This is a genomic window from Hymenobacter jeongseonensis, assembly GCF_015694725.1.
GTDB lineage: Bacteria > Bacteroidota > Bacteroidia > Cytophagales > Hymenobacteraceae > Hymenobacter > Hymenobacter jeongseonensis.
The window spans coordinates 369,693-390,562 of the sequence record NZ_JADQDQ010000004.1; the positions used below are offsets into that span (position 1 = coordinate 369,693).

At 58.2% G+C, this 20,870-nt stretch carries 15 protein-coding genes and 1 other RNA gene; 6 read left to right on the forward strand and 10 right to left on the reverse strand.

Annotated features, from left to right (window positions below):
* Positions 1-260 precede the first annotated feature (260 nt).
* The gene (locus I2I05_RS11130; protein ID WP_196282317.1) at positions 261-1,031 is read right to left on the reverse strand and encodes a DUF1573 domain-containing protein; all 771 of its coding nucleotides are present in this window, start codon (positions 1,029-1,031) and stop codon (positions 261-263) included.
* A 262-nt stretch (positions 1,032-1,293) separates the two neighbouring features.
* Here I2I05_RS11130 and I2I05_RS11135 point away from each other — a divergent pair, with 262 nt between their 5' ends.
* A complete protein-coding gene (locus I2I05_RS11135) occupies positions 1,294-3,714 on the forward strand; it encodes an alpha-ketoacid dehydrogenase subunit alpha/beta (RefSeq protein WP_196282318.1) in 2,421 nt (806 codons plus the stop codon).
* Positions 3,715-3,736: 22 nt separating this feature from the next.
* Here I2I05_RS11135 and I2I05_RS11140 read toward each other — a convergent pair whose 3' ends face one another.
* Positions 3,737-4,321, reverse strand: coding sequence for a hypothetical protein (locus I2I05_RS11140; RefSeq protein WP_196282319.1), 585 nt, complete (start codon positions 4,319-4,321; stop codon positions 3,737-3,739).
* Between the two features lie 116 nt (positions 4,322-4,437).
* Between I2I05_RS11140 and I2I05_RS11145 the strand changes: the two genes are divergently transcribed.
* Entirely contained in the window at positions 4,438-5,439 is a 1,002-nt protein-coding gene (locus tag I2I05_RS11145; RefSeq protein WP_196282320.1) for a long-chain-fatty-acid--protein ligase, read from the forward strand.
* A 121-nt stretch (positions 5,440-5,560) separates the two neighbouring features.
* Here I2I05_RS11145 and I2I05_RS11150 read toward each other — a convergent pair whose 3' ends face one another.
* Entirely contained in the window at positions 5,561-6,724 is a 1,164-nt protein-coding gene (locus tag I2I05_RS11150; RefSeq protein WP_196282321.1) for a sigma-54-dependent transcriptional regulator, read from the reverse strand.
* 269 nt (positions 6,725-6,993) lie between these two features.
* Here I2I05_RS11150 and I2I05_RS11155 point away from each other — a divergent pair, with 269 nt between their 5' ends.
* Positions 6,994-8,277, forward strand: a complete 1,284-nt coding sequence (locus tag I2I05_RS11155) for a PQQ-dependent sugar dehydrogenase (protein ID WP_196282322.1) — start codon at positions 6,994-6,996, stop codon at positions 8,275-8,277.
* A 9-nt stretch (positions 8,278-8,286) separates the two neighbouring features.
* Positions 8,287-8,733: a c-type cytochrome gene (locus I2I05_RS11160; RefSeq protein ID WP_196282323.1), complete on the forward strand. Its 447-nt coding sequence runs from the start codon at positions 8,287-8,289 to the stop codon at positions 8,731-8,733.
* Positions 8,734-8,948: 215 nt separating this feature from the next.
* Here the strand turns inward: I2I05_RS11160 and rnpB are convergent.
* From rnpB to I2I05_RS11185, 5 genes are all read right to left on the reverse strand, one after another.
* Positions 8,949-9,346, reverse strand: an RNA gene (gene rnpB / locus I2I05_RS11165) — RNase P RNA component class A.
* 20 nt (positions 9,347-9,366) lie between these two features.
* Positions 9,367-9,807: a hypothetical protein gene (locus tag I2I05_RS11170; RefSeq protein WP_196282324.1), complete on the reverse strand. Its 441-nt coding sequence runs from the start codon at positions 9,805-9,807 to the stop codon at positions 9,367-9,369.
* A gap of 17 nt (positions 9,808-9,824) precedes the next feature.
* On the reverse strand, positions 9,825-11,690 hold the full coding sequence (locus I2I05_RS11175) for a M1 family metallopeptidase (RefSeq protein WP_196282325.1): 1,866 nt from the start codon (positions 11,688-11,690) through the stop codon (positions 9,825-9,827).
* Positions 11,691-11,842: 152 nt separating this feature from the next.
* Positions 11,843-13,060 carry a Smr/MutS family protein gene (locus I2I05_RS11180; RefSeq protein WP_196282326.1) on the reverse strand — a complete coding sequence of 406 codons (1,218 nt, stop codon included), beginning with the start codon at positions 13,058-13,060 and terminating at the stop codon, positions 11,843-11,845.
* A 151-nt stretch (positions 13,061-13,211) separates the two neighbouring features.
* A complete protein-coding gene (locus I2I05_RS11185) occupies positions 13,212-14,192 on the reverse strand; it encodes a DUF2279 domain-containing protein (protein ID WP_230688279.1) in 981 nt (326 codons plus the stop codon).
* 152 nt (positions 14,193-14,344) lie between these two features.
* On the opposite strand from I2I05_RS11185, the gene I2I05_RS11190 reads away from it, so the two are divergent.
* Positions 14,345-17,161, forward strand: a complete 2,817-nt coding sequence (locus I2I05_RS11190; protein WP_196282327.1) for an alpha-amylase family glycosyl hydrolase — start codon at positions 14,345-14,347, stop codon at positions 17,159-17,161.
* A 124-nt stretch (positions 17,162-17,285) separates the two neighbouring features.
* On the opposite strand, the gene I2I05_RS11195 is transcribed toward I2I05_RS11190, so the two are convergent.
* The gene (locus tag I2I05_RS11195; protein WP_196282328.1) at positions 17,286-18,128 is read right to left on the reverse strand and encodes an N-acetylglucosamine kinase; all 843 of its coding nucleotides are present in this window, start codon (positions 18,126-18,128) and stop codon (positions 17,286-17,288) included.
* 239 nt (positions 18,129-18,367) lie between these two features.
* Between I2I05_RS11195 and I2I05_RS11200 the strand changes: the two genes are divergently transcribed.
* Positions 18,368-19,456: a T9SS type A sorting domain-containing protein gene (locus I2I05_RS11200; protein ID WP_196282329.1), complete on the forward strand. Its 1,089-nt coding sequence runs from the start codon at positions 18,368-18,370 to the stop codon at positions 19,454-19,456.
* Positions 19,457-19,910: 454 nt separating this feature from the next.
* On the opposite strand, the gene I2I05_RS11205 is transcribed toward I2I05_RS11200, so the two are convergent.
* On the reverse strand, positions 19,911-20,687 hold the full coding sequence (locus I2I05_RS11205; RefSeq protein WP_196282330.1) for a SusE domain-containing protein: 777 nt from the start codon (positions 20,685-20,687) through the stop codon (positions 19,911-19,913).
* Positions 20,688-20,870: the final 183 nt, after the last annotated feature.

Below are 20,870 nucleotides of genomic sequence, written 5' to 3' on the forward strand. Positions count from 1 at the left end.
GTTGTGGGAGAGCACCGGCTAAGCTGGTGAAGATGCTTGGATTTCACTGGAACGCCTTGCAGCTTGCCGACGCATCGCTCTTGCTTCGTTGAACGACTTATACGAAGCAGGAGCGATGCGTCGGCAAGCCCAGCACGACGCTTTAAATGTCTTTATAGAACTTACAAAGCAGTATTAGAGAGTGACGCAGGTAAATTCGAAATAAAAAAGCCTCGCCATACCGGCAAGGCTTTTCAAATGAGGGTGCGGACTCGTGCTTATTACTTAAAAGGCACGGCGGTGGTGCTTTCCTTCACCATGCTGTTGCCGCTGAGGTCGCGCACGATGGTGGCTTTAAGCGTGAGCTTGGTGTCGCCGTTCAGGTCGTTGGAGGTAATTGTAACCACGTCATTCGACTGCCCGAGCTGCCGCTGGGTGTAGAGCAGGTCGATGGTAGCCGTTTGGCCGGGGGCAATGGGGCTGGGCGTGGCCTTGTAGCCGACACAATAGCAATCGGCCGAAAGCGCGCCGAGCACCAGCGGGCTTTTGCCGGCATTTTTCACCGTGAAGCGCGCGGTGGGCTGCTGCCCGGCTTCCAGTTTCCCGAAATCATGGACGCTTTTGTTTAAAACCAGCCGCGGCGACTGCGCCAGCTGGGCCGCCGTGAGCGTGGGCTTGATTTGGTCCTTCGTGAGCACCGAGCCTTTGATGGTGAGCACCTTGCTGGGTTCGCTGGCGTTGCTGGTCACCGTCACGGTTTTATTGAACACGCCGGGCCGGCCGGCGCTGCTGTACATGGCCTTGATAATGCCCGTTTTGCCGGGCAGTACCGGGGTTTTGGTCCAGTCGGGCGTGGTGCAGCCGCAGCTGGCTTGCACATTGGCAATGACCACGGGCTGATTGCCGGTGTTCTTGAATTTGAATTCGTAGGTCGCCATCGTGCCCTCGGCCACGTTGCCGAAGTCGTGGTTGTCCGATTCGAATTTCATCACGCCCTGGGCGCTGGCGCTGAAGGCAAAGGCCATCAGGCAGATGGTGAATAACTGTTTCATAATCTTGAAAGTTGAACTGCCTGCCCCGCGCCTGCACGAGTGGGCGTGGCGTGCTTACGTTTAACAATAAATGCCACCGAATGGTAATAGCCAAGCTCGCCAGTGTCCGGCGGGCCAAGCCATTACCCCTCAAATATACGCTGAAAGCCCGCGTAAGAAACCCGGGTACCACCCAGCCGGTCGCAATTCCGTATTTTTGCGCCACGGCCCCGGCCGTCTCGTCCTTCCTGCGTTCATCCCACCCTCCCTTTTTAAGTTCATTATGCCCGCTGCCGAAACCGCTGTGCCTGCGCTATCCATTCCCCTTTCCAAGGCCGATTTTCTCGATGATTACCGCTTGGCTTGGGAAAGCCGCCTGGCGTCCTTGGCCGGCCGCAAGGAGGTATTTATGGGCAAGGCCAAGTTTGGCATCTTCGGCGATGGCAAGGAAGTGCCGCAACTGGCCATGGCCCGCGCCTTCCAGAACGGCGACTTCCGCGCCGGCTACTACCGCGACCAGACCTTTATGGTGGCCATCGGCCAGCTCACCTGGGAGCAGTACTTCGCCCAGCTCTACGCCAACCCCGACCCGGAAGCGGAGCCCGCCACGGCCGGCCGCGCCATGAACGGCCACTTTGCCACGCGCATGCTGGACGAGGACGGCAACCTCACCGACCTCACCCAAACCAAGAACTCCTCGGCCGACGTGTCGCCCACGGCTTCGCAAATGCCGCGCCTGTTGGGTATGGCCTACGCGTCGAAGCTGTTTCGCCAGAACCCGGAGTTACATTCGCTCACCACGCTCTCTACCAACGGCAACGAGGTGGCCTTCGGCACCATTGGCAACGCCAGCACGTCGGAGGGCATGTTCTTCGAGGCGCTGAATGCAGCGGGCGTGCTGCAAGTGCCCATGCTGGTGAGCGTGTGGGACGACCATTACGGCATTTCGGTGCCGGCCGAATACCAAACCACCAAGCAGAGCATTTCGGAAATCATGGCCGGCTTGCAGCGCGACGGCGAAGGCCAGCAGGGCTTTGAAATTTACGTGGTGCGCGGCTGGGACTACGCCGGCTTGGTGGACACCTACCAGCGCGCCGCCGCCGTGTGCCGCGAGCAGCACGTACCCGTGCTCATCCACGTCACGGAGCTCACGCAGCCCCAGGGCCACAGCACCAGCGGCTCGCACGAGCGCTACAAGAGCAAGGAACGGCTCGGTTGGGAAGAGGCCCACGACTGCCTGCACAAGCTGCGCGAGTGGCTGCTGGCCGAAGGCCACGCCACCGAAATCGAACTGGATGAAATTGAAAAAACGGCTGCTGCCGTCATCAAAACGGCCCGCACGGCCGCTTGGTCGGCCTTTTTTGATACTATCAAAGCGGAGCGCGACGAAGCGGTGGAGCTGCTCGACAAGCTGGTGGCCGACACCGGTACCGAAAATACGCTGCACGAAATGGTGGAGCAGTTGAAAGTAAACCCCACGCCCATTCGCGCCGACATTGTGCGGACCATGCGCCGGGCCTTGCGCCACGTGCGCCACGAGAAGCGCAGCTTCGGTCGCCGGTCCGTGCAGCGCCATCTGGAGCAGCTACTGGCTGAAAACGCGAACCGCTACAACTCCAACCTGTTCAGCCAAAGCGAGTACGCTGTGGGCAATATCGAGGAGGTACCCGCCACCTTCGCCGCCGATGCGCCCACCGTGGATGCCCGCGAGGTACTCCAGGCCTGCTTCGATGCCAATTTCCAGCGCGACCCCAGCATCTTCGCCATTGGCGAGGACGTGGGCAAGATTGGGGACGTGAACCAAGCCTTTGCCGGCTTGCAGGAAAAGTTTGGCGAGCTGCGCGTGACCGATACCGGCATTCGCGAATGCACCATTGTGGGGCAGGGGATTGGCGCCGCTCTGCGCGGCCTGCGGCCCATTACCGAAATCCAATACCTGGACTATCTGCTCTACGCCGTTCAGATTCTGAGCGACGACTTGGCGTGTTTGCAGTACCGCACCAAGGGCGGCCAAAAAGCGCCTCTGATTGTGCGCACCCGCGGGCACCGCCTCGAAGGCATCTGGCATTCCGGTTCGCCGATGGGCATGATTCTGGGTAGCCTCCGCGGCATGCACGTGTGCGTGCCCCGCAACATGACCCAGGCCGCTGGTTTCTACAACACGCTGTTGCGCAGCGACGAGCCCGCTTTGGTGATTGAGTGCCTGAACGGCTACCGCCTGAAGGAGCGGATTCCGAGCAACGTGGGCGAATTCACGCTGCCCCTGGGCCGGCCCGAAGTGCTACAAGCCGGCACCGACGTGACCGTGGTGACCTACGGTTCGATGTGCCGCATTGTGATGGAAGCCGCCAAGCAACTGGCCGATGTCGGAATCTCCGTCGAAGTTATCGACGTGCAAACCCTGCTGCCGTTCGACATCGAGCACCTGATTGTGGACAGCGTGCAGAAAACCAACCGTGTGCTATTTGCCGACGAGGATGTGCCCGGAGGGGGTACCGCTTTCATGATGCAGCACGTGCTGGACGAGCAAGGCGCCTACCGCTTTCTGGATGCGCAGCCGCGCTGCTTGGCGGCGCAGCCCCACCGCCCCGCCTATAGCTCCGACGGCGACTACTTCAGCAAGCCCAACGCGGAAGACGTATTCGACACCATCTACGAGATGATGAGTGAAGCCGAGCCCGCACGGTTCCCCGAAATTTATTAGCTAGGAAGTAGCTGGGCTAGTATTACTGGCCCAGCGTTACTTCGCTGGTCGTGACTTTGTTGCTCTGGTGCAACTCCCGGTCCATGATGCTGATTTCAAACCGGAAGACATCGCCGGGAGAAAAAACAAATCCATCTAAAAATAGAGGAAGCTTGTACCGCAGCGTACCCCGCAGCGGGGCAGGCTTCGCATCTTCCCCGTTGTCGCCATCGAGGCGAGGGTAGCGGCCATCGTACTCTCCTGGCTCGCCTCCCGGCGCGATAAAGGGCTCAAACACGCCGCTACTTGCGTTTTTCTTAAACGGCTGAATGAAGTAATTATATTGGTAGCCTCGGTTGTTTGGCCCGCCGGTGGTGGTATTGAACGGGGCATTCGTGATGTCCTCGTCTGATAATCCCAAGTCGCCGTCGCCGTCTTTAAAGTCGATGGCAAACAGGAGGGTATCTGCAGCCAGTTGCCCGCCTGTTGAGGGCACGTATATCTTGGTGAGGCTTTTGAATTCGATTTCCGGCTCGTCGGGATAGTCCGGCGGTGTGAGGCAACTGGTGAGGCCCGCAGCAGTCAGGCAAATCAGCGCGGCGCTGCTCAGGGTACGAAACAGGTTCATAGAGTAGAAGTGAATAGACGTGAGCACAACGGCCGAAGCGGCCCCAAAGTACATTTTTTCCAACGAACAGCGGCAGTTGTTGGTTCGCCCTGCGTTGCTAACCTTGCTGCTAGGCCATGAGTTTCCGTTCCGATTTCCTGCGTGCCCTGCCGCAACTCACGCCCACCACTTTCGAAGCGGCGGCGCTGGCGCTGTTCCGGCACCAAGCCGCCCACTGCCCGCCCTACGCCGAATACGTGGCTCAACTGCGCCGCGACCCGTCCGCCGTGGCCCGGCTCGTGGATATACCTTTCCTGCCCATCGAATTTTTTAAGACCCACGAGGTGCGTACCGCACCGGCCGAGTGGGAGGCGCAGGAGGAATTTCTGAGCAGCGGCACCACGCTGCAGCAGCGCAGCCGCCACTTGGTCCGCGACCCTGCTCTGTACCGCGAAAATGCCGCTCGAATTTTCGAGCTGCGTTACGGCCCTCTTAGCGACTGGACGTTTCTGGCGCTGCTGCCTTCGTACCTGGAGCAGGGAAATTCGTCACTGGTGGCGATGGTAGATTACTTCGCCCGGCAATCGGGCCAGGCGCAGTCCGCGTTTTTCCTGCACGACCACGCGGCTCTGCGCGCCGCGCTGGCCGAAGCCAAGCAGGTGCCCGGCCGCCGCGTGATGCTCATTGGTGTGAGCTACGCATTGCTGGATTTCGCCGCTGAAATCGGCCCCGCGCCCGAATTACAGGGCCTCACCGTGCTCGAAACCGGCGGCATGAAGGGCCGGCGGCGGGAAATGATTCGGGACGAGTTGCACCAAGAGTTGCAGCAGGCTTTCGGGCCCGCAGGTATCCATTCCGAGTACGGCATGACCGAACTGCTCAGCCAGGCTTACTCGCTGGGCGACGGCCGCTTCCACTGTCCGCCGCCGCTGCGCGTGCTGCTGCGCGAACCTTCCGACCCCTTCTCGGTCGCCGAATTCCGACCCGACGGCGCCATCAACGTCATCGATTTGGCTAACGTGGATTCCTGCGCCTTTATCGAAACCAAAGACCTCGCCCGCATGCACCCCGATGGCGGATTTGAGGTGCTGGGCCGGATGGATAATTCCGACGTTCGCGGGTGTAATCAGATGGTGTAAAAAGCTGTCATCCTGAGCGCAGCGACGGACCTTATCACGGCTGAACAAGTCGTTCTGGCTTGATAAGGTCCGTCGTTGCACTCAGGATGACAGATAGATTGGAATCTAATAATCGAAGAAATTACTTACCAGCAAATGCCTTCGCGTCGCCTTCCGTAATCGTGTCGTCGCTCATAATCACAAGGCGCTCAACCACGTTGCGGAGCTCGCGGATATTGCCGCGCCAATCCAGGCCTTTCAGGTACTCCAGCGCGGCGGCATCAATTTTCTTAGGCTTGTTGCCGTAGTCGGCGGCGATGTCGTTGAGGAATTTCTGAATCAGGTCGGGAATGTCTTCGCGGCGGTCGTTCAGGGACGGAACCTGAATCAGAATGACCGATAGGCGGTGGTACAAGTCTTCGCGGAAATTCTTGTCCGCTATTTCCTGCATCAGGTCTTTGTTGGTGGCGGCCAGCACACGCACGTTCACCGAAATTTCCTTTTCGCCGCCCACGCGGGTGATTTTGTTTTCCTGCAGGGCCCGCAGCACCTTGGCCTGGGCCGAGAGGCTCATGTCGCCGATTTCGTCCAGGAACAGCGTGCCGCCATCGGCCTGCTCAAACTTGCCAATGCGCTGCTTTACCGCCGAGGTAAACGAACCTTTCTCGTGGCCGAACAACTCGCTTTCGATGAGCTCCGAAGGAATGGCGGCACAGTTTACTTCCACCATGGGGCCTTGAGCGCGCTGGCTGAGCTCGTGCAGCTGGCGGGCCACCATTTCCTTGCCGGCGCCGTTGGGGCCGGTGATAAGCACGCGGGCGTCGGTGGGGGCTACTTTTTCTATGGCCTTGCGCACGGCGCCCAGTGCGGCCGAAGAGCCCACCATGGCCGAGCCTTTGGCCACGGACAGCTTCTTCTTGAGCGTCTTGGTTTCGCTCACTAGCTTGGTGCGGTCGAGGGCGTTGCGCACGGTCACGAGCAGGCGGTTGAGGTCTGGCGGCTTGGAAAGGAAGTCGTAAGCGCCTTTTTTGGTGGCTTCCACCGCGGTGTCGATGCTGCCGTGGGCCGACACCATGATGAAGGCCGCATCGGTGCCCATGGCCTGGGCACGGGTGAGGACTTCGAGGCCGTCCATTTTGGGCATTTTGATGTCGCAGAGCACCACGTCGTATTTCTGCTGAATCAGCATGTCGAGGCCGGCCGGGCCGTCTTCGGCTTGGTCGACGGTGTAGTTCTCAAACTCCAGTATTTCTTTGAGCGTGTGCCGAATGGCGCGTTCGTCGTCGATAATGAGGATGCGGGGCATGGAAACGGGCTTGGTAAGTCGAGGCCGAAAGTAATGAAAAGCAACGCGACCGTAGAATATTCTTTGGCGTAAGAACCCGGGAGCTGCCGCGGCATGTTGCGGTTTGCCGCAAGGAACCCGTGCGAGGGCACGCCTTGTCCACGCACCTTATCTTCGCCACCCCGACGAACGAGTACTTAAGCCGTGCTGGCCGTGTAGCCATCGGCAAAACCATCCTTCGAGTCCGTTTGTCCAAATCAAACACTCAGCTGAAACGAATTTCTCACTTCATGAAAAGCAACCTCACCCGCTACCTGCTTGCATCGGCCGCCCTGGTTGGGAGCGTGTCCTTGTTCGCCCTCAAAGCCGAAGACAAGGTGGTGCCCGATGCCGATAACGCCGGCCTGAAGCTCCCCGCCGGTTTTGGCGCCCTGGTAGCTGCCGAAACCGGCGGCCGCGCCCGGCATATCACCGTCACGCCCCAGGGCCTGATTTACGTGAAGCTGAACCGGCCCAACGCGGCCGGCAAGGGCATTCTGATGCTGCGGTCCACCGCCAATGGCAAAGCCGAAGTGGCGGGTGGCCTGGGCAACTACGGCGGCACGGGCATCTACAGCACCCAGGATTACCTCTACGCCTCCTCCGACCAAGACGTGTACCGCTACAAGCTTAACAGTAAAGGCGAAGTAGCGAATCCGGCGCAGCCCGAAAAAATCATCACCGGCCTGATTGACCGCGGGCAGCACGAAAGCAAGTCCATCACGCTGGACAAGGCCGGAAATATTTACGTCAACATCGGGGCCTACGCCAACGCCTGCCAGGTGAATGACCGGCAAAAACGCTCCAAAGGCCGGCCCAATTGCCCCATCTTGGACTCGGCCGGTGGCATCTGGCAGTTCCGGGCCGATAAGCTCAATCAAGGCTACGCCGCCGGCACGCGCTACGCCACCGGCCTGCGCAACGTGGTGGGTCTGGACTGGAATACGCAAGCCAACCAGCTGTTTGTGATGCAGCACGGCCGCGACCAACTCAGCGATAACTGGCCGGAGCTGTTCACCACCAAGCAGTCGGCGGAGCTGCCGGCCGAGTGCCTGTATGCCCTGAACAAGGGCGACAATGCTGGCTGGCCGTATATCTATTATGCCCCCCTGCAGCGTAAGAAAATGCTGGCGCCCGAGTACGGCGGCGATGGCAAGAAAGTAGCCGATGGCAACTACCTGGAGCCTGCCGCCGCCTACCCGGCCCACACCGCGCCCAACGCGCTGCTGTTCTACACCGGCACCATGTTCCCCGAGAAGTACCGCAACGGTGCATTCATCGCCTTTCACGGCTCTTGGAACCGCGCCCCGGAGCCGCAGAAAGGCTACTACGTGGTATTCCAGCCTTTCAAAGACGGCAAGCCCTTTGGCGAGTATGAGGTGTTCGCCGATAATTTCGCGGGCTCTCCTGAAAAGGCTGCTGCTGGCCGCCCCGACCACAAGCCCTGCGGCCTGGCCCAGGGCACCGACGGCTCGCTCTACGTGACCGATGACAAAAAGGGCACGGTTTACCGCATTGTCTACGCTAAGAAATAACTCGTTTTAATGAAGCAGATTCTTGTATTGCTAGCGGTATTAGCTTGGTTTAGCGAGCCAGCAGCCGCCCAGAAAAAAGCAACTCCCAAAGCCAAACCCACGGCTAAAGCGGCCGCGCCCGCCGCCTCGCTGGCCGCCGGAAAGGCGTTGTATGCCCAAAGCTGCCTCAGCTGCCACCAGGCCGATGGGGGAGGTGTAGACCGCATGAACGCGCCCCTGACCCAAACCACCTGGGTGCTGGGCGACAAAACCCGCCTGGTAAAAGTGATGCTCAACGGCATGCAGGGCGTCGAAGTGGACGGGGAAAAGTATGCCAATGTCATGCCCGCCTTCGACTACCTCACCGACCAGCAACTGGCCGACGTGCTGACCTACGTGCGCAACAGCTTCGGCAACAAAGCCAGCGCCCTGAGTGGGGCCGAGGTGAAAGCCGTGCGCGCCACGAATAAGAAATAATTGCGGAGCGGGAAAATTGCAGAACCACCTATAAGAGAACGGTCATCCTGAGCTTGTCGAAGAACCTTCTCATGCTGAAACAGCTCGTTCGGAGGTGATAAGATGCTTCCTTCGTCAGCTTGACAACAAGCGGCGCGGCAGAGGTGCTTCGACAAGCTCAGCACGACATTTATGTAAAAAAAACGGCCGCCCCTGCAAGGGCGGCCGTTTTCATCTCTGGTGATGGGTCTGTAAGCCGGGTTTTGTCCGCGCCCGAAGGCGCGTCCCCACCATTTATCTAGGCCAGTCCTTGCGGAAAGGCTCCATCAACCTACCCGCTGGCGCCGGACGAGCCGCCCGGTGCCGATGCGGCCGAAGCCGCGCCGGCGTACCAGCTTATTTGGTCTTTCAACCCCTGAGGTTTACCCAGCCGGGACGGTCACCCGCCCGCTGGTGCGCTCTTACCGCACCTTTTCACCCTTACCGGCGGCCCCGAAAGGCCACGTAGGCGGTAGTTTTCTGTGGCACTGGCTGTCCTGGCTTGCGCCAGTCCTTCCCGTTAGGAAGCAGGGCGCTCTGCGTTGCCCGGACTTTCCTCGTCGCCCGAAAGCGCCGCGGTAGGGCGACCCATCACTATGGGCAAAGGTAAGGGTATTAATTAGAGTTGTTTTCCTCCTCTTCCTCGCTTGTAGGGTAGTAAGATGAAATTTCTAGACCAGCTCCAATTCTGCTGAGAAGCAAAAGAAACTCTACAGGAAAATGGAATGATTGAACCCAGACATCTTCCTCAAATAGAGTAGTTGTTAACCCAAAATCAAAGAAGTAGGTAATCCGCTCTTCCATTTTGCCAAGTACTTCCAATTCATCAATATGCTGCCAAATGAACTTTTCGGCGTCAACTATTTGACCTTCGAAATCATTAAAATCAGCGTGACTTGCGGTGACACAAAATCCTGAATCTTTGGTAGTCCAACTAGCCAAAATTGTTTGCTGATAATCTCCAGCTTTAAAAATCTCGTGAGGGTGAAGTTTAGAAGTAAGCAGGTAAGAATAAACATCAAAGCTTTTGGCAGTAAACCTGAGTTGGCAAGACATAGAGTCATTATGAAATTCTACTTTCCCTCCCACACATTATCCTTCGGGAAACTATCCGACACCAGCGTGCTGCCCAGCGTCACGCGCTTCACGGGTTGCTTGGTGGCGATGGGCACGGTAACGGACGTGGCGCCCGTTTCCCAGACGGCGATGGTGCGGTGAATTTTCTGCGTGGAGTTGTCGGCAAAAGTCACGGTTAAGTCAACGGGAACGGGCTTGCTGCCTTTGGCTTGCACGGTGATGTCGTAGCCGGGGCCGGTTTTGGTGACGTTGGCGATGGCCAAATCCGGGTAGCCGCCGTCGAAGAACCAGCGCTGCCAGAACCAGTTGAGGTTGCGGCCAGCACCGGCGTTCATGCTGTTGAAAAAGTCGTAGGGCATGGGGTGCTTGCCGTTCCAGTTGCGGATGTAGGTGTGCAGGGCCTTCGTGAACAACTCATCGCCGAGCAAATCCTTCACGTAGAGGTAGCCCATGCCGGGCTTGGGATAAGAGTTCAGGAAGAAGGGCACGCCGCTCTGCTGGGTGCTGAGCGTGACGATGGACGCGTCGTTTTCGGTGGCGGCGTTGGTGCCGTAGCGGGCCACGCCGTAGTCGTCCACTATTTTGGGGTCGATTATCGGCGAAATAAGCCATTCGCCGATGGTGGCCCAGCCCTCGTCCATCCAGCCGTATTTAGTTTCGTTGATGCCCATGTAGAAGGGGAACATCGTGTGGAAGATTTCGTGGTCGGTCAGCTCAATGGCGTCTTTGCGGGTTTCGGTGGGGTTGTCGTTCACCATCATGGGGTACTCCATCTGGTCGAGGCCGTCGAACACGGTTTCGTGGGCGTAGGGGAAGGGCCATTTGGGAAAGGTGTAGCTCATGGCTTCCACCGTTTTGCGACTGAAATCAATTACTTCCTCAAAATCCTTGTGCTTGGGATTGTAGGCCACGTCCACGCGGGTGCGGCGCTTGGTGGCGGGGTCCACCACGAGGCTCGTGGATTGCCACACGTAATGGTCGGCGGTGGCGAAGGCGAAGTCGGTCACGTTCTGGGCTTCGAAGCGCCAGGTATTTTCCGCATTGGGCGCGGTGATGTCGCGCCGCTGGGCATCCTCGGCTGAAATTACGTAGGCCACGACGTCCTTCTGCTCTGCTTTCTGAAGGCGTTGGGCGTACTTTTTGGTCAATACCTGGCTGGCATTTTTCAGGTCGCCGGTGGCCCACACCACAAAGTCCTTGGGCACAGTGATGGCGGCTTTGAAATTGCAGAAGTCGTTGTAAAACTCCTGGTCGCCGGTATAAGGCTGCTTGTTCCAGCCGTCAATGTCGTCGTACACGGCGATGCGCGGGAAGAAGTAGGCCAGAAACGCGGCGCCCGGCTCCACTTCTCCCGTGCGCTGGTGCGAGCCTTTGTTGAGGTTGTAAGAGTAGGTGACCTGCACGGTAGTTGCCTGCCGCGCACCAAGGGCCCGGCGCAGCGGCACCACCATATTGGTGGCCTCAATGGCCAGCTTTTTCACGTCGAACACTTCCCCATTGATGGTGAGGGCCGAGATGGTGACGCCTTCGCCAATATCTTCCGGCGCGATGGCCCGGTTGCGGGGCGCGCCCTTTTGGTAGAGGTTGGGGTAGAGCTTGAACCATAGCTGACGCAACGAATCGGGGCTGTTGTTCTGGTAGCGGATGGCCACGGTGCCGGCCACGCGCCGCGTGGTGGGTTCGAAGCGGATGGCAAGGTCGTAGTCGGCAGTGTTTTGCCAGTAGCTGGGGCCGGGCAGGCCAGATTCGGCGCGGGTGCCCTTGGCGTAGGTGGCTTGCAGGTTGCGCGGCACGGGCAGCGGCTGCTGGGCCAAGGCCGCGAAGGATAGCAGAAAAGAGGATACTAAGAAGAGGTGGCGCATGAAGCGGAAAGAGGTCTGATATGATGAATTAAACAAAAGAACGTCATGCTAAGCTTGCCGAAGCATCTCTACCGCAATACTAAATGCGTAGTAAAGATGCTTCGACTGCGCTCAGCATGACGTTCTGTTTGAGTATTATGCGAACAAAGCGCTTACTTTAGCCGCACCAGCGTGGCCCCAAAGCCAAACTTTTCCTTGCGCGCATCCTCGAAGAACTTAATGTCCTTGTTCCGGCTGAGCTGGCGATGGATTTCCTTGCGCAGCACGCCGTTGCCCATGCCGTGAATGAACACGATTTCGTGCATGTTGGTAGCCAGTGCGCGGCTCAGCGCATCTTCAAACGCATCGAGCTGGATGCGCAGGATGGCCGTGTTGCTCAGCTCCTCCTTGTTGTCGGGACGCAGGGCCTCTAGGTGCAGGTCGAACTCGTGCGAAGGCGCTACTACCGGTGCGGCCGGAGTTGGCGTGGTGGCGGCGATTACCGCCGCCGGCTTGGCGGGTGCATCGCCGGTGAGCTGGGCCTTTAGGGCCGCAGCATCGACCCCGGCCGGCTTGGCGGGAGCAGGAGCGGCAACGGGGGCTGCTTGAGCCAGCTGCTCGGGAGCAATGGCCGCCGCGGCCTTCTCATCGAGTTGAAACAAGTAAGCGTCCTTGCCAATCACCGGCGCCGGCCGGCTGCTCGAATAAAACGTGCTGGCTTTGAACGCCTGGCGCTTGGTGAGCAGCTCGTAGGCCGATTCGCCGTTATGGCGGTGGGGCAGCAACTGGAACACGGCGGCCGGCCAGTTCTCAAAATCCTTCATGTGCAGGAAGGAGAGGGGCTTGGTGCTGGCTTTGGGGCCAAGCTTGTCGGCGGCCAGGGCGCGGTAGGGGCGGGCGCTGGTTTCTTCGCCGTAGGTGTAGAGCACGTCGGCCTCCGTGTTGTTGATGAGGGTGACGGCCAACAATTCGGGCGACTGGTGCACCAGCGCCAGAAACAAGCCCTTGGCCGCCGCCGCTTGCTTGCTCGAACCAGCGGCCGTACCGCCGCCCACCTTGGCCACTCCCGCGCCGCTGGAGGCCACGGCTGCCAGTGCTTCTTGCAGCGAGGGTTGCGCTGGTTTAGCCGCGGCGGGCGTTGTGGGGCGCTGGCTGCGGTCTTTCTTGCTGGCATTGGCATTCTTGCCCGGTACCTGGCCCACGCGAAAGTCGGGGGCGGCGCGGTCAAAGTTGTTGCCCTCTTCCTGCGCTACCACCACGACTTCGCGGCGGAGCACGGGAATGGTAAAATCATTGTCTATGGCTACTTCCACCAACTCGCTATCGAGCAGGCGGGTTACGATTCCTTCTTCGGTGCCGGTGAGCAGGCGCACTCTATCTCCTACGTTCATATAGCTGGGATTACGTCGATTTTACTTTGCTGCCCCCGGCACGGCCAAGGTATTTTGGCCGGATAAACGGGGAGCGGGTCTTCAAAAGTACGGGTAGCAGAGGCGGACGGGTTTTGAAAGCGTGTTTTACGGACCAAAACCGACGTTTACCTTATAGATAGAGTCCGTGAAAACGGAAACCGTTGCGTCCGTTAAATTCCAGGGCGGGCGCCGGCAAATGGAAGATGCTGAGCGTGTAGAATACCTTTTTTAGCAACGGGCTGCGCGTGGGAATGCGCCGCAAATCCACGTCGAGCGATAAATAATACTGGCGATAGGGCCGCAGGCCTGCCGCAGCATTGGTTGCGGCGTCGTTGTACACCAAATCTTCGCCGCCGTAGCCCACGGCCGGCTGCAACCAGCGGGGCCAGCGGTTGCCGGGCTTGAGGAAGGCACCCACGTCGGTGCACAGCCAGTACGTCTGGCCGTTATAGTCCTTGAGCCAGCGCTCCGGCACAGTGCTACCCAGCACGTTGGGGCGCTGCTGGGCGTACCTAGTTCGATGAAACGACCATTTCGGCATGATGCGGACCTCGTGCCAGGCCAGCTGCTGGGCCAGCAGGGCCGAGGACCCCAGGAAATTGGCGGCCAGGTCGGAAGCCGACGCACCGTAGGCGGGGTCTCGCCCGTCGAGCAGCTCCAGTGGGCTTTGGATGGCAAACCCCACAAAGGAGCCGTACCAAACGGATTTTTTCTCGCTCAGCCCGGCCCAGCGCAGCATGTCGACCGCGCCCCGGCTTATTTGGAATGCGCCCCAGAAATGGCCGGCCTTGTCGAGCTGCTTCCACTCGGGCCAATCGTTGAACCACCGCAACGGGGCCCGCTCGCCGGTGTACCACGACGTGGTGAGGCCGGTGTAGATGACGCCGTACCCCACGGCCGAGCCGCCCAGCAACCAGCGCAGGCGGCGTTGGCGCTGGGCCACACTATCGGGCGGCATCGGGAAGGCGGGGGCCAGCGGGCGCGCGAGGCTATCGGTGCGGGGCGCAAGCTGCGCCGCGCTGCCCGCGGGCGTGGCCACCATTAACCCAGCCACTACTGCTGCTAAGCACCACTGCCGCAGTGGAAACAACTGGTAAATAAAATGCGTCATTCGGGCACAAATTGACCGCAAAGGTACGTTGGGAGCAACCGGCCGCCGGGCAAGTCGCCGTATCTTGCGAATCGTTTATCCTCCAACCCAGCTGCGTTTTCAGCCGCTGGCCTCTCCGCTATCTCATCTCACTTTCCCACTAACAGTTCCCAATGCAAATACTTCGACGAATTACAGTCCTCCTGCTTACCCTGGTGGCGTGGACCACGCAGGCCCAGGTAGTCACCACGCAGCCGGTTTTCTTCACCGAAACCACGCCGGTTACCATCATTTTCGATGCCACGCAGGGCGACGCCGGCCTCAAAGATTTCACCGGCGACGTATTCATTTACACCGGAGTCGTGACCGCGGGCCCCACCAGCACCACCTGGAACCACGTGAAAAGCTCGCCCTTTAATACGGGCGACCCCGCTTCGAAAATGACGCGTTCGAGCACCAATCCGAACCTGTACACCATCACGTTTACGCCCCGCACCTTTTACCCCGGCGTGCTTGCCAACGAGGTTATTTATCGGTTGAGCATGTTGTTTAAGAACGCCGATGGCACGCGGTCGGGCCGCGCCACGGGCGGCAGCGATATTTTTATCGACGTAGCGCAAGCCGGCCTTTCGGCCCGCATCACCAGCCCCGCCCCGAATTCGGATGGCAACCCGCTGTTCGTGAACGCCAACGCCACCATCAGCGTGACGGGAACGGCCTCGGCTGCTTCGAATTTGTCCTTCTCCCTCAACCGGACCCAGGTGGCCCAGCAGGCCAACGCTACCACGCTCACCACCACGGTTACGGCCACGCAGGCGGGCCGGAACGTGGTGAAGTTCACCGCGAGCAGCGGAACCACGCAGGTCTCCGACTCCCTGATTTTCATTGTGCGGCCCACCGTGGTGACGGCGGCGTTGCCAGCCGGAGCCAAAGACGGCATCACCTACCTGGCCGGCGGCACTTCGGTTATTCTCAACCTGACGGCGCCCAACAAGCAGTTTGTGTACGTGCTGGGCGAATTCAATAACTGGCAGGCTCAAACCGCTACCTACATGAACAAAACGCCTGACGGCAACCGCTGGTGGGTACAAATTAACGGCCTGACAGCCGGCCGCGAGTATGCCTACCAGTACCTGGTAGACGGCACGTTGCGCATTGCTGACCCGTATTCGGAGAAGATTCTGCAAACGGACGACCGGTTTATTCCAACCGTGACCTACCCGAACCTGAAGGCGTATCCCACGGGCCTGACGACTGGTAACGTCTCGGTGCTGCAAACCAACCAGGCGGCTTACCAGTGGCAGTCCGGCACCTTCGCCCGCCCCAACCGCGCCGATTTGGTGATTTACGAGCTGCACCTGCGCGATTTCATTGCCCGCCACGACTACGCCACCCTGCGCGACACGCTGAACTACCTGCAGCGCCTCGGCGTGAATGCCATCGAACTGATGCCCATCAACGAGTTTGAGGGCAACGAAAGCTGGGGCTACAATCCCTCGTTTTACTTCGCGCCCGACAAGTACTACGGCACCAAAGACGACTTGAAGCGCCTCATCGACGAGTGCCACCGCCGCGGCATGGCCGTGGTGCTGGACATGGTGCTCAACCACTCCTTCGGCCAGTCGCCTATGGTGCAGATGTATTTTGAAAACGGCAAGCCCACGCCGCAAAACCCGTGGTTCAACCCCGATGCCACCCACCCCTTCAACGTGGGCTACGACTTTAACCACGAAAGCCCGTTTACAAAGTACTTCTCGAAGCGCGTGATGGAGTTTTGGATGGAGGAATACCGCATCGACGGCTACCGCTTCGACTTGTCCAAAGGCTTCACCCAGCGCAACAACGCCACTAACGTAGCGGCCTGGGGCGCCTACGACCAGTCGCGCATCGACATCTGGAAGGATTACTACGACTTCATGAAGACCGTGGACCCCAACGTGTACTGCATTCTGGAGCACTTTGCCGACAATTCCGAAGAGAAGGTTCTGGCCGACTACGGCATGATGATATGGGGCAACATGAGCCATAACTACAACGAAGCCACCATGGGCTACGTGAGCACCTCCGACCTAAGCTACGGCTACTACGGCGCCCGCAACTGGGTAAATCCCAACTTGGTGACCTATATGGAAAGCCACGACGAAGAGCGGCTGATGTACAAAAACCTGACCTTCGGCAACCAGGCAAACCCGGCCCACAACGTGCGCGACCTCAACACGGCCCTGGCCCGCAACGAAGCCGGCGCGGCGTTCTTCTTCACCGTGCCCGGCCCCAAAATGATTTGGCAGTTTGGCGAAGTGGGCTACGACATCAGCATCGACCAGAACGGCCGCGTGGGCAACAAGCCCATCCTGTGGAACTACTTCCAGAACGCCAACCGCCGCAAGCTCTACAACGTGTACCGCGACCTGATTGCCCTGAAAAAGAGCCAGCCCGTTTTCGAAACCGGCACGTTCACGCAGCAGATGACCGGCGCTACCAAATCCATTCACCTCACCGATGCCAACCTGAGCGTCACCGTTATCGGCAACTTCGACGTGACGGCCAAAACCATTGACCCGGCCTTCCAGAAAACCGGCAAGTGGTACAACTACCTGAGCGGCGACAGCATCACCGTTACCAACGTGAACGCCCAAATTGCCCTGCAACCCGGCGAATACACGGTGTACACCTCGCGGCGCATCAAGAAAACCGCCGTTTTGCTGTCGACCACCAAAGCCCGCATGACCACGGCGCTGCGCCTCACGGCCGCGCCCAACCCCAGCAGCAGCGTGGCCCGCATCGAGTACGAATTGGCCTCGCCTTCCCCCGTCACCCTGACCGTGCACAACGTGTTGGGTGCCACCCTGCGCACCGTCACCCTGTCGCGGCAATCCGCCGGTACCCACGACTTGACGTTGCCCGTGCAAAACTTGGCCAATGGCATCTATTTGGTCCGAGTCAGCACCGGGCAGCTCACCCAGACTACCCGCTTGGTCGTAAGTCATTAATTGCCTTCGGGAAGAGCTGGCCTTGCCAGTTAGGTCAACAAAAAGGCCGCCTCTGCAAAGAGGCGGCCTTTTTATTTGCTTAATGCCGATTAACCGCGATGCGCTAACTGACTGCTTGAAGACCTTAGCTTTCGTGGTAAGACACCAGGTCGTCGATGGGGGAGCGGATAATCTTGCCCACTTCCATGCCGTGCGTGCGGGCCACCTGGGTCAGCACGTCGCGGAAATTGTAGCCCACCGAGCCCACGCAGTTGAAGGAATAATCCTGGTAATTCGGGTAGTGGAGCACCAAGTTCTGGAAGAACGTTTCGAAGCCTTCGAGCACGATTTCGCGGCAGTAGCTCACGTTGTTGTGGTCGTAGGCAAACTTGGCAAAGTTGGCCAGGTAGCGGTTGGGCAGCGGCTGGTTGTAGATGCGGTCCAGGATGCTGTTGCGGGAACCCAGGCTGTAGGTTTCACGAAACGACTCCTCCAGGCCATCGGGCAGCAGGCCGCGGAGGTAGTCGCGCAGCAGGCGCTTGCCGAAGTACGACCCCGACCCTTCATCGCCCAAAAAGTAGCCGAGTGAATCGACGTTGTAGGTGATTTTTTCGCCGTCGTAAATGCAGGAGTTCGTGCCGGTGCCGAGGATGGCGGCAAAGCCCGGCTTGCGGCCGAGCAGGGCGCGGGCCGCGGCCAGCAAATCCTCTGTAACCGTGGCCGTGGCCTGGGGAAACAGCTGGCGTAATGCCGCGGCGATAACCTCGGCCTTTTGGGGCGATGAAACGCCGGCGCCGTAGAAGTAAACCTCGCGCACTTCGTCCCGCGGGAGCGTGTCGGGAAGGTGGTGGGTGAGCGAGGCCACAATGGCCGCCGTGTCCACAAAATCGGGGTTATACCCTTCAGTATTAAAGTACACGCGGTTGTTGGCCCCGTCGAGTTGGCACCAGCTGCACTTCGTCGAGCCGCCGTCGGCAATTAGAATCATAATAACGGTTTGTATTGGGAGGGACGGCGAAAGTAACAACCAGCCGGGTATTTGCCCGTACTGTCAGACTAGTGCCTGTGGTCTCAATAAGTCGGAATATAGCTCCGCAGTACCGTTTGGAATTGTTTTTTTAGCGACGGTTTGTTTACATTTACTTCGAATACCGCCTTGCAGCCCATGTTTTGGCGGTCGTCAACTCACTTTTTATCCTTCTCACCATTCTCATTTTTCAGGTTATCATGAAAAAAATATTTACCCTCGCCGCTGCCAGCGCAATCGTTGCCAGCTCACTTGGTGCCCAGGCCCAGATTACGCTCGACGGCAAAGTGACTGCTGCTGAAATCGCTGCTACCAACACCGCCAACAAATACCAGTTGGTGAGCACCTACGCCGGCGTACACTCCGTTGCCGATAGAGGCCTGCAAACGTTATATGTAGGTGCTTCCGCTACGAAACTGTACGTGGCAGTAGTTGGCGCATTCCTGCAAAGCGGTACTTACCCCGCCGTAATTCTTTACCTGAACGTGCCCGGCAAAACGGGTGTTGCGGCCGGTACTAAGCTGGCTGGCGGCGCCGCTGGCGACAGCCCCCTGAAGCACAAGCCCACGATGGACTTCGAAGTTGATTACGGCATCCGGGTGAACTTCGACGCTACCCCAGCCAATGGTGGCTACTTCAGCTTCGCAGATTATTCGGGTGGCAACGTGACCGGTGGTGTTCCCGATGCCTACCAAGGCAACGTGAAACCAGGAACTGCCCTCACGGCTTCCGCTACTACCGGTCCGTTGAAGGATGCTCGTGTGGCTTACACCAACGCAGCCAGTGTTCTTACCAACACCGACAACTCGGCCCTTGAATTCGAATTCGACTTGGCAGCCCTCGGCCTCACAGCCACCAGCGCCGTTGACATGTTCGTTGCGTACACCAACGATGGCGGCATCTTCACTACCGATATTTTCCCCCCAGTAGTTGGTCGCGCTACTGCTTTCGATGCCGACCAGGACTTTACCGCCATTGCCGGCAAGCAATTCCTGACCTACCAGTTGGGTTCGGGCTTGCTCGCAACCCGCAGCGAAGTAGCTTCTGCCCTGCGTTTCGGCGTGTACCCCAATCCCGGCTCGGCCGTGAACGTGACGTACGTAGTGCCCCAAGGCAAGCAGCAAGTGTCGTTGAACGTGTATGACGCCACTGGCAAGCAGGTTCGTTCGAACAGCGGTGCCCAGGCTGGCCAGCAGTCATACAAGCTGAGCGGCTTGCGTGCCGGCATCTACGTGGTAAAACTGAACGTTGGTGGCCAGGAAACCAGCGGCAAAGTAGTTATCGAGTAATTACTCCCTAACCCCGCAAAAGCCCCGCTGTGAATTCACAGCGGGGCTTTTTTTGTGCCTCGCTCCCAACTGGAAATCTGCTTTTGCTAGCAGGTCAGCCAATGGGTTTCGCCTTAGCAGGAACGGTCATAAGTTGAGCGATGCGTTTCTCTAGTTCCCGCACCTCTTGTCATGCTGAGCCTGTGAAGCATCCTATCACTGAAAAACGAATGATTCTAACCGGATAAGATGCTTCGCAGATTCAGCATGAGAGGTGCGGGAGAGCGGTTTAGCTGCGCTCAGCGTGAACTGATATTTAACATGCCGGCCCTAAAAAATGCCCTCAACAAGCGCCAGTGTATGCTGGTCACTTACATACAAAAAAAGAAGCCGCTGGGATTACCAACGGCTTCTTTTAGCTTAATCGAAATAAAAACTTAAGGCAATAAAGCCAATGCTTTTATTCTGAATTCCTTTACTGAGGAATGATGGTATACGTCAGGTTTGCAACGTCAAGCTTGATGGTATACGTGCCGGCTGTAGCAACCTTGATGTTGCCACCATTCAGAGCCACAGGGCCGCCCGTGTTAACGCTGCTGCCGTAGTTAGTGGTCCAAGCCGCATTGAGACGGAACTTGAATTCATCGGCGTTCAAAGCCCGCGTGATGTCGTAGGTTTTGGTCACGCAATTGTACACCAAAGGCACATCGGTGTTCCAATCGATGCCCGCTGGGCCGATGATGGAATACACATCGGTATTGGGAGGCAAGCAAACCTGATAAGGTGTCACTGTGAAAGCTACGGGCTCAGAGTGAAACTTTTGTGCATCAGTGCCAATTACCGCCGCAACTCGTGCGTACGCGGTGGTCGAAATCCCTGGTGCAAGACCAACCTTGAGCAATGCCGTGTTCATGTCCTTAACTGTCACTGCTGTGGTTGTGCTTGTGCCAGCGTCGACAAAACCATTGTAACCAAACGATTCAGCAGATTTAGCAAACTGAATCTGATATGTAGGAGTTGGAGCAGCCATTTTTTCAGCATTACTCATGCTGAAAGAAGTTATGGAATTCCAAGTATAGGTTGAAGCTATTTGGGCTTCGTTAGCCTGCAATAACACAATACTGTTAGTGGAAGCAGTGATTTTCATGGAATTAGAAGGCGTTACGGTTGCCTTTACTTCATCCTTTTCACAAGATGCAAGAGTTGCTAAGGCAAATAAACCTGCTACCACTTGGGTAAGCCAATTTTTCATGATTGTTGATTTAATGATGAGGTGATAACAAGAACTGTACATACTCCTGAATGCAACAAATCGGTTTTCTTAAAAGTGTCGTGTTGTACGTCAAAAAAACAGTTGCATTGGTTAATCGTAACCAAGCAGACAGGGATTTGAAAAGTAGTTCTTGTAAAGATTTTTAAATCAAAATGGGATGGG

Excerpts from the sequence above, each read along its gene's own strand:
- I2I05_RS11140 (WP_196282319.1), bottom strand. The coding sequence starts at position 4,321 with ATGAACCTGTTTCGTACCCTGAGCAGCGCCGCGCTGATTTGCCTGACT.
- I2I05_RS11185 (WP_230688279.1), bottom strand. The coding sequence starts at position 14,192 with ATGACGCATTTTATTTACCAGTTGTTTCCACTGCGGCAGTGGTGCTTA.
- I2I05_RS11130 (WP_196282317.1), bottom strand. The coding sequence starts at position 1,031 with ATGAAACAGTTATTCACCATCTGCCTGATGGCCTTTGCCTTCAGCGCC.
- I2I05_RS11145 (WP_196282320.1), top strand. The coding sequence starts at position 4,438 with ATGAGTTTCCGTTCCGATTTCCTGCGTGCCCTGCCGCAACTCACGCCC.
- I2I05_RS11180 (WP_196282326.1), bottom strand. The coding sequence starts at position 13,060 with ATGAACGTAGGAGATAGAGTGCGCCTGCTCACCGGCACCGAAGAAGGA.
- I2I05_RS11175 (WP_196282325.1), bottom strand. The coding sequence starts at position 11,690 with ATGCGCCACCTCTTCTTAGTATCCTCTTTTCTGCTATCCTTCGCGGCC.
- I2I05_RS11135 (WP_196282318.1), top strand. The coding sequence starts at position 1,294 with ATGCCCGCTGCCGAAACCGCTGTGCCTGCGCTATCCATTCCCCTTTCC.
- I2I05_RS11150 (WP_196282321.1), bottom strand. The coding sequence starts at position 6,724 with ATGCCCCGCATCCTCATTATCGACGACGAACGCGCCATTCGGCACACG.
- I2I05_RS11170 (WP_196282324.1), bottom strand. The coding sequence starts at position 9,807 with ATGTCTTGCCAACTCAGGTTTACTGCCAAAAGCTTTGATGTTTATTCT.
- I2I05_RS11160 (WP_196282323.1), top strand. The coding sequence starts at position 8,287 with ATGAAGCAGATTCTTGTATTGCTAGCGGTATTAGCTTGGTTTAGCGAG.
- I2I05_RS11200 (WP_196282329.1), top strand. The coding sequence starts at position 18,368 with ATGAAAAAAATATTTACCCTCGCCGCTGCCAGCGCAATCGTTGCCAGC.
- I2I05_RS11155 (WP_196282322.1), top strand. The coding sequence starts at position 6,994 with ATGAAAAGCAACCTCACCCGCTACCTGCTTGCATCGGCCGCCCTGGTT.
- I2I05_RS11190 (WP_196282327.1), top strand. The coding sequence starts at position 14,345 with ATGCAAATACTTCGACGAATTACAGTCCTCCTGCTTACCCTGGTGGCG.
- I2I05_RS11195 (WP_196282328.1), bottom strand. The coding sequence starts at position 18,128 with ATGATTCTAATTGCCGACGGCGGCTCGACGAAGTGCAGCTGGTGCCAA.
- I2I05_RS11205 (WP_196282330.1), bottom strand. The coding sequence starts at position 20,687 with ATGAAAAATTGGCTTACCCAAGTGGTAGCAGGTTTATTTGCCTTAGCA.